The organism is Longimicrobium sp. (assembly GCF_048594345.1).
GTDB lineage: Bacteria > Gemmatimonadota > Gemmatimonadetes > Longimicrobiales > Longimicrobiaceae > Longimicrobium.
Genome location: NZ_JBMDXM010000286.1, coordinates 1 through 4,166 on the forward strand (window position 1 = coordinate 1; position 4,166 = coordinate 4,166).

Below are 4,166 nucleotides of genomic sequence, written 5' to 3' on the forward strand. Positions count from 1 at the left end.
CTGCGCGTCCACGGCCTGGTTGTTCTCGGCGGCCATCAGCGGGTCCCCCCGTTCAGTTCACGCTCGCGCTGCGCCGTCTTGAGGCGCGCGATGTCGCGGCGCAGGGTACGCAGCAGGATGGGGTTCTCCAGCTGCTGCGTGCCCGAGCGAAAGCGCAGGCGAAAGCGCTCCTCCTGGAGCTGCTCGATGCGCTCGGCGATCTCCTGGTCCGTCAGCTCGCGGACTTCGTTCCCCTTCACGCGGCACCTCCCTCGGCAGCGGCGGCCGTGGCGGCAGCCGGCGCCTCGTGGCGCTCGCGGACGATGAACTTGGTCTTCACGGGGAGCTTGGCCGCGGCCAGCTGCATGGCGCGCTTCGCCACCTCCGGCGCCACCCCCTCGAGCTCGAACATGATGCGCCCGGGCTTGACTACGGCCACCCACGCCTCGGGGTTGCCCTTGCCCTTGCCCATGCGGACCTCGAGCGGCTTCTTGGTGATGGACTTGGCCGGGAAGATCCGGATCCACACCTTTCCGCCACGCTTGATGTGGCGCGTCATGGCGATACGGGCGGCCTCGATGGTCCGGTTGGTGATCCAGCCGGGCTCCAGGGCCTGCAGGCCGTAGTCGCCAAACGCCACGTAGTTGCCGCGCGTGGCCTTGCCACGCATGCGGCCCTTCATCTGCTTACGGTACTTGACTCTTTTCGGCGCGAGCATCGTTGCCTCTCCTTACGCGTCGGTCGAGTAGGTCCGGCCGCGCCGGTTCTCGACAATCTCGCCCTTGAACACCCACACCTTCACCCCGATGGTGCCGTAAGTGGTGCGGGCGGTGGACTGCGCGTAGTCGATGTCGGCGCGCAGCGTCTGGAGCGGGATCCGCCCCTCCTTGTACCCCTCGGTGCGGGCGATCTCGGCGCCGTTCAGGCGGCCGGCCAGCTGCACCTTGATTCCCTCGGCCCCGGAGCGCATGGCGTTCTGAACCGCGCGCTTCATGGCGCGGCGGAACGAAACGCGCTGCACCAGCTGGTGCGCGATGCTGTCGGCGACGAGCTGGGCGTCGATCTCCGGACGCTTCACCTCCTCGACGTTGATCGCGACCTCGTTGCCGGGAGAAAGGCGGCTCAGCTCGTCACGGAGCTTGTCCACCTCGCTGCCGCCCTTGCCGATCACCACGCCGGGACGGGCGGTGTGCAGGGTGACGATGGTCTTGCCCGGCTTGCGCTCGATCTCCACCTCGGAGATGCTGGCATGGCCCAGGCGCTGGTGAAGGTACTTGCGGACGGTCTCGTCCTCCATCAGCAGCTTGGGGAAGTTCCGCTCGGCGTACCAGCGGGACTTCCAGGGGGCCACGATGCCCAGCCGGAACCCTCTCGGATGCGTCTTCTGTCCCACGGTGTTACTCCTTGTGGTCGGCGCGGTCGACAACGATGACGACGTGGCTGGTGCGCTTGAGGATCGGCGTGGCGCGCCCCATGGCGCGCGGGCTGAACCGCTTGAGCGTACGCCCCTCGTTCACGTAGGCCTCCCTGACCACCAGGTCGTCCACGTCCACGAAAGACCCTTCCTTCTCCGCCTTCTGCGTGGCGTTGGCCACGGCCGAGCGCAGGGTCTTCTCGATGGGCGTGGTGGCCGCCTTTTTCGAGAACTTCAGGATCGAGTAGGCCTCGTTTACCCCGCGGCCGCGGATCAGGTCGATGACCATCCGCATCTTGCGGGGGCTCATCCCGACGGAGCGGGCCATTGCGCGAGCTTGCATTTGTCTTGTCTCCTCTCGCGCTTAGCGCGCCTTGGCGCGCTTGTCGACGAGCTTGCCACCGTGGCCCTTGAAGGTCCGCGTGGGGGCAAACTCGCCGAGCTTGTGCCCGACCATGTTCTCGGTGAGGTACACCGGGATGAACTTGTTGCCGTTGTGCACGGCCAGCGTGTGTCCGATGAACTCCGGGGTGATGGTCGAGGCACGGGACCAGGTCTTCACGACCCGGCGCTCGTTGCGCTCGTTCATCCCCCGGACCTTCTTGATGAGGCTCTCTTCTACGAAGGGCCCCTTCTTCAGACTCCTCGGCATTCTGGATGTCCTTCTTCGCTCTTAGTCCCGTTTCCCCCGGCGCCTGTGCCGGGGGCGGAGTCCACGTGCGGGGCGATCCCGCAGTGGTGGACGCGCCTGGGTTGAACGGCGAGTACGAGGGTACGGAGTACGAAAGTACGGAACGCGTACTTTCGTACTCTCGTACTTTCGTACCTTACTTCGTGGCCCGCCCGCGCTTGCGGCCGCGCACGATCAGCTTGGTGCTGGCCTTCTTGTGCCGGCGGGTCTTTACGCCCTCGGACTTGCCCCAGGGCGAAACCGGGGGACGGCCGCCCGAGGTCTTGCCCTCGCCGCCGCCCATCGGGTGGTCCACCGGGTTCATGGCCACGCCGCGCACCTTGGGGCGCTTGCCCCGCCAGCGGTTGGCGCCCGCCTTGCCGATGGACTGCTTCTCGTGGTCCACGTTGCCCACCTGGCCCACGGTGGCCATGCACTCGCGGCGCACCAGGCGCACCTCGGTGCTGGGCATGCGCAGCGTCACGTGGTCGCCTTCCTTGGCCACCACCTGCACGCCGGCGCCGGCCGAGCGGGCCATCTGGCCGCCCTTGCCCGGACGAAGCTCCACGTTGTGCACCGTGGTGCCCAGCGGGATCTCGGCCAGCGGCATGGCGTTGCCCACGCGGATGTCCGCGCCCGGGCCCTGCTCGATGCGGTCGCCCACCTTGATCCCCCGGGGGGCCAGGATGTAGCGGCGCTCGCCGTCCTCGTACACCACCAGCGCAATGTTGGCGGTGCGGTTGGGGTCGTACTCCACGCGCTCCACCTTGCCGGCGACGCCGGGCTTGTTGCGCTTGAAGTCCACCAGGCGGTAGAGCTTCTTGTGGCCGCCGCCGCGGCGGCGGCTGGTCACGTGGCCGTGATGGTTGCGACCGCCCGACTTTTCGTTGGCGCCCTCGGTAAGCGACTTTTCCGGGCGGCCCTTGTGCGTCACCTCGGCAAAGTCGCTCACCGAGCGAAACCGGGTGCCGGCCGTCATGGGCCTGAACTGCTTGGTCGGCATTGTGCTACACCCCCTCGAAGATCTCGATGGAGTCGCCCTCGGCGAGGGTGACCACGGCCTTCTTCCAGGCGGCCTTGCGGCCGACCCACTTGCCCATGCGCTTGTCCTTGCCGGCGTAGCGCATGGTGCGGACGTTCCGCACCTTCACGTTGAACTGCTTCTCGATCGCGTCGGCGATCTCGATCTTGTTGGCGTCGTTGGCCACCACGAAGGTGTACGCGCCGTGCTGGTCCAGCTGCTGGTGCGACTTTTCGGTCACCAGCGGCTTCACCAGGATCTCGCTGACCTTACGCATTCACCACCTCCTCCGCGGGGGCCGCGGACTGCAGGGCCGACGCCTCGATCACCAGCTGGCGCGCCTTCATCACGTCGTACGCCGAGGCCTGCGTAAAGGGCAGAACCTCCACGTTGGGCAGGTTGCGGAAGGAGCGGAACACCGTCTCGTTGTTCCCGTCCGTCAGCACCAGCACCCGCTTGGCGTCGGCGACGCCCATCTTGCCCAGCAGCGACACGGCCTGGCTGGTCTTGGGGGCGTCGAACGCCAGGCGCTCGATCACCGTCACCTGCTCGTCCTGCGCCTTGTTGTTGAAGGCGGAGCGGCGGGCCAGCGCCTTGACCTTGCGCGGCACGTCCTGGTGGTACGAGCGCGGGTGCGGGCCGAACACGATGCCGCCGCCCCGCCAGTGCGGAGCGCGGATGGTGCCCTGGCGCGCCCGGCCGGTGCCCTTCTGGCGCCACGGCTTGCGCGCGCCGCCCGACACGTTGGCGCGGGTCTTGGTGCTGGCGTTGCCCTGGCGGCGGTTGGCCAGGATGGCCTTGATCACCTGGTGCAGCACCGCGTCGTTCACCACGCCGTCGAAAAGCTCCTCGGGGAGCTGGAACGCCTCGCCGGGCTCGCCGGCGGCGTTGAAGTACTTTGCCGTAAGCATGTCTCGCGCTCCCTTACTGCTTGGTGACGAACACGACGCCGTTCACCGGCCCCGGAACGGCGCCGCGCACGTACAGCAGGTTGCGCTCGGCATCGACCTTGGCCACCAGCAGGTTGCGCACGGTCTGCTGCACGTCGCCCATGTGGCCCGGCATCTTCTTGCCCTTGATGA

General features: G+C 67.7%; 8 protein-coding genes and 1 pseudogene. All 9 read right to left on the reverse strand.

Annotation, left to right across the window (positions count from 1 at the left end):
- Positions 1–35: 35 nt before the first annotated feature.
- Positions 36–239, reverse strand: a complete 204-nt coding sequence (rpmC, locus tag ACOJUJ_RS29585) for a 50S ribosomal protein L29 (RefSeq protein WP_420130532.1) — start codon at positions 237–239, stop codon at positions 36–38.
- A complete protein-coding gene (rplP, locus tag ACOJUJ_RS29590) occupies positions 236–697 on the reverse strand; it encodes a 50S ribosomal protein L16 (protein WP_420130533.1) in 462 nt (153 codons plus the stop codon). Before rplP ends, rpmC begins: the two co-directional genes overlap by 4 nt.
- A 12-nt stretch (positions 698–709) precedes the next feature.
- Positions 710–1,372 carry a 30S ribosomal protein S3 gene (rpsC, locus tag ACOJUJ_RS29595; protein WP_420130534.1) on the reverse strand — a complete coding sequence of 221 codons (663 nt, stop codon included), beginning with the start codon at positions 1,370–1,372 and terminating at the stop codon, positions 710–712.
- Positions 1,373–1,376: 4 nt separating this feature from the next.
- Positions 1,377–1,736: a 50S ribosomal protein L22 gene (gene rplV / locus ACOJUJ_RS29600; protein WP_420130535.1), complete on the reverse strand. Its 360-nt coding sequence runs from the start codon at positions 1,734–1,736 to the stop codon at positions 1,377–1,379.
- 21 nt (positions 1,737–1,757) lie between these two features.
- Positions 1,758–2,045 (reverse strand): 30S ribosomal protein S19, encoded by a 288-nt coding sequence (rpsS, locus tag ACOJUJ_RS29605; protein WP_420130536.1) that lies wholly within the window; start codon positions 2,043–2,045, stop codon positions 1,758–1,760.
- Between the two features lie 175 nt (positions 2,046–2,220).
- Positions 2,221–3,066, reverse strand: a complete 846-nt coding sequence (gene rplB / locus ACOJUJ_RS29610; protein WP_420130537.1) for a 50S ribosomal protein L2 — start codon at positions 3,064–3,066, stop codon at positions 2,221–2,223.
- Positions 3,067–3,070: 4 nt separating this feature from the next.
- The gene (rplW, locus tag ACOJUJ_RS29615) at positions 3,071–3,361 is read right to left on the reverse strand and encodes a 50S ribosomal protein L23 (protein ID WP_420130538.1); all 291 of its coding nucleotides are present in this window, start codon (positions 3,359–3,361) and stop codon (positions 3,071–3,073) included.
- The gene (gene rplD, locus ACOJUJ_RS29620; protein ID WP_420130539.1) at positions 3,354–3,995 is read right to left on the reverse strand and encodes a 50S ribosomal protein L4; all 642 of its coding nucleotides are present in this window, start codon (positions 3,993–3,995) and stop codon (positions 3,354–3,356) included. Before rplD ends, rplW begins: the two co-directional genes overlap by 8 nt.
- 13 nt (positions 3,996–4,008) lie before the next feature.
- Positions 4,009–4,166 (reverse strand): annotated as a pseudogene (rplC, locus tag ACOJUJ_RS29625) (50S ribosomal protein L3); the annotation flags it as partial.

Coding starts and splice junctions, on each gene's coding strand:
- rplP (WP_420130533.1), bottom strand. CDS start 697: ATGCTCGCGCCGAAAAGAGTCAAGTACCGTAAGCAGATGAAGGGCCGC.
- rplD (WP_420130539.1), bottom strand. CDS start 3,995: ATGCTTACGGCAAAGTACTTCAACGCCGCCGGCGAGCCCGGCGAGGCG.
- rplB (WP_420130537.1), bottom strand. CDS start 3,066: ATGCCGACCAAGCAGTTCAGGCCCATGACGGCCGGCACCCGGTTTCGC.
- rpsS (WP_420130536.1), bottom strand. CDS start 2,045: ATGCCGAGGAGTCTGAAGAAGGGGCCCTTCGTAGAAGAGAGCCTCATC.
- rplV (WP_420130535.1), bottom strand. CDS start 1,736: ATGCAAGCTCGCGCAATGGCCCGCTCCGTCGGGATGAGCCCCCGCAAG.
- rplW (WP_420130538.1), bottom strand. CDS start 3,361: ATGCGTAAGGTCAGCGAGATCCTGGTGAAGCCGCTGGTGACCGAAAAG.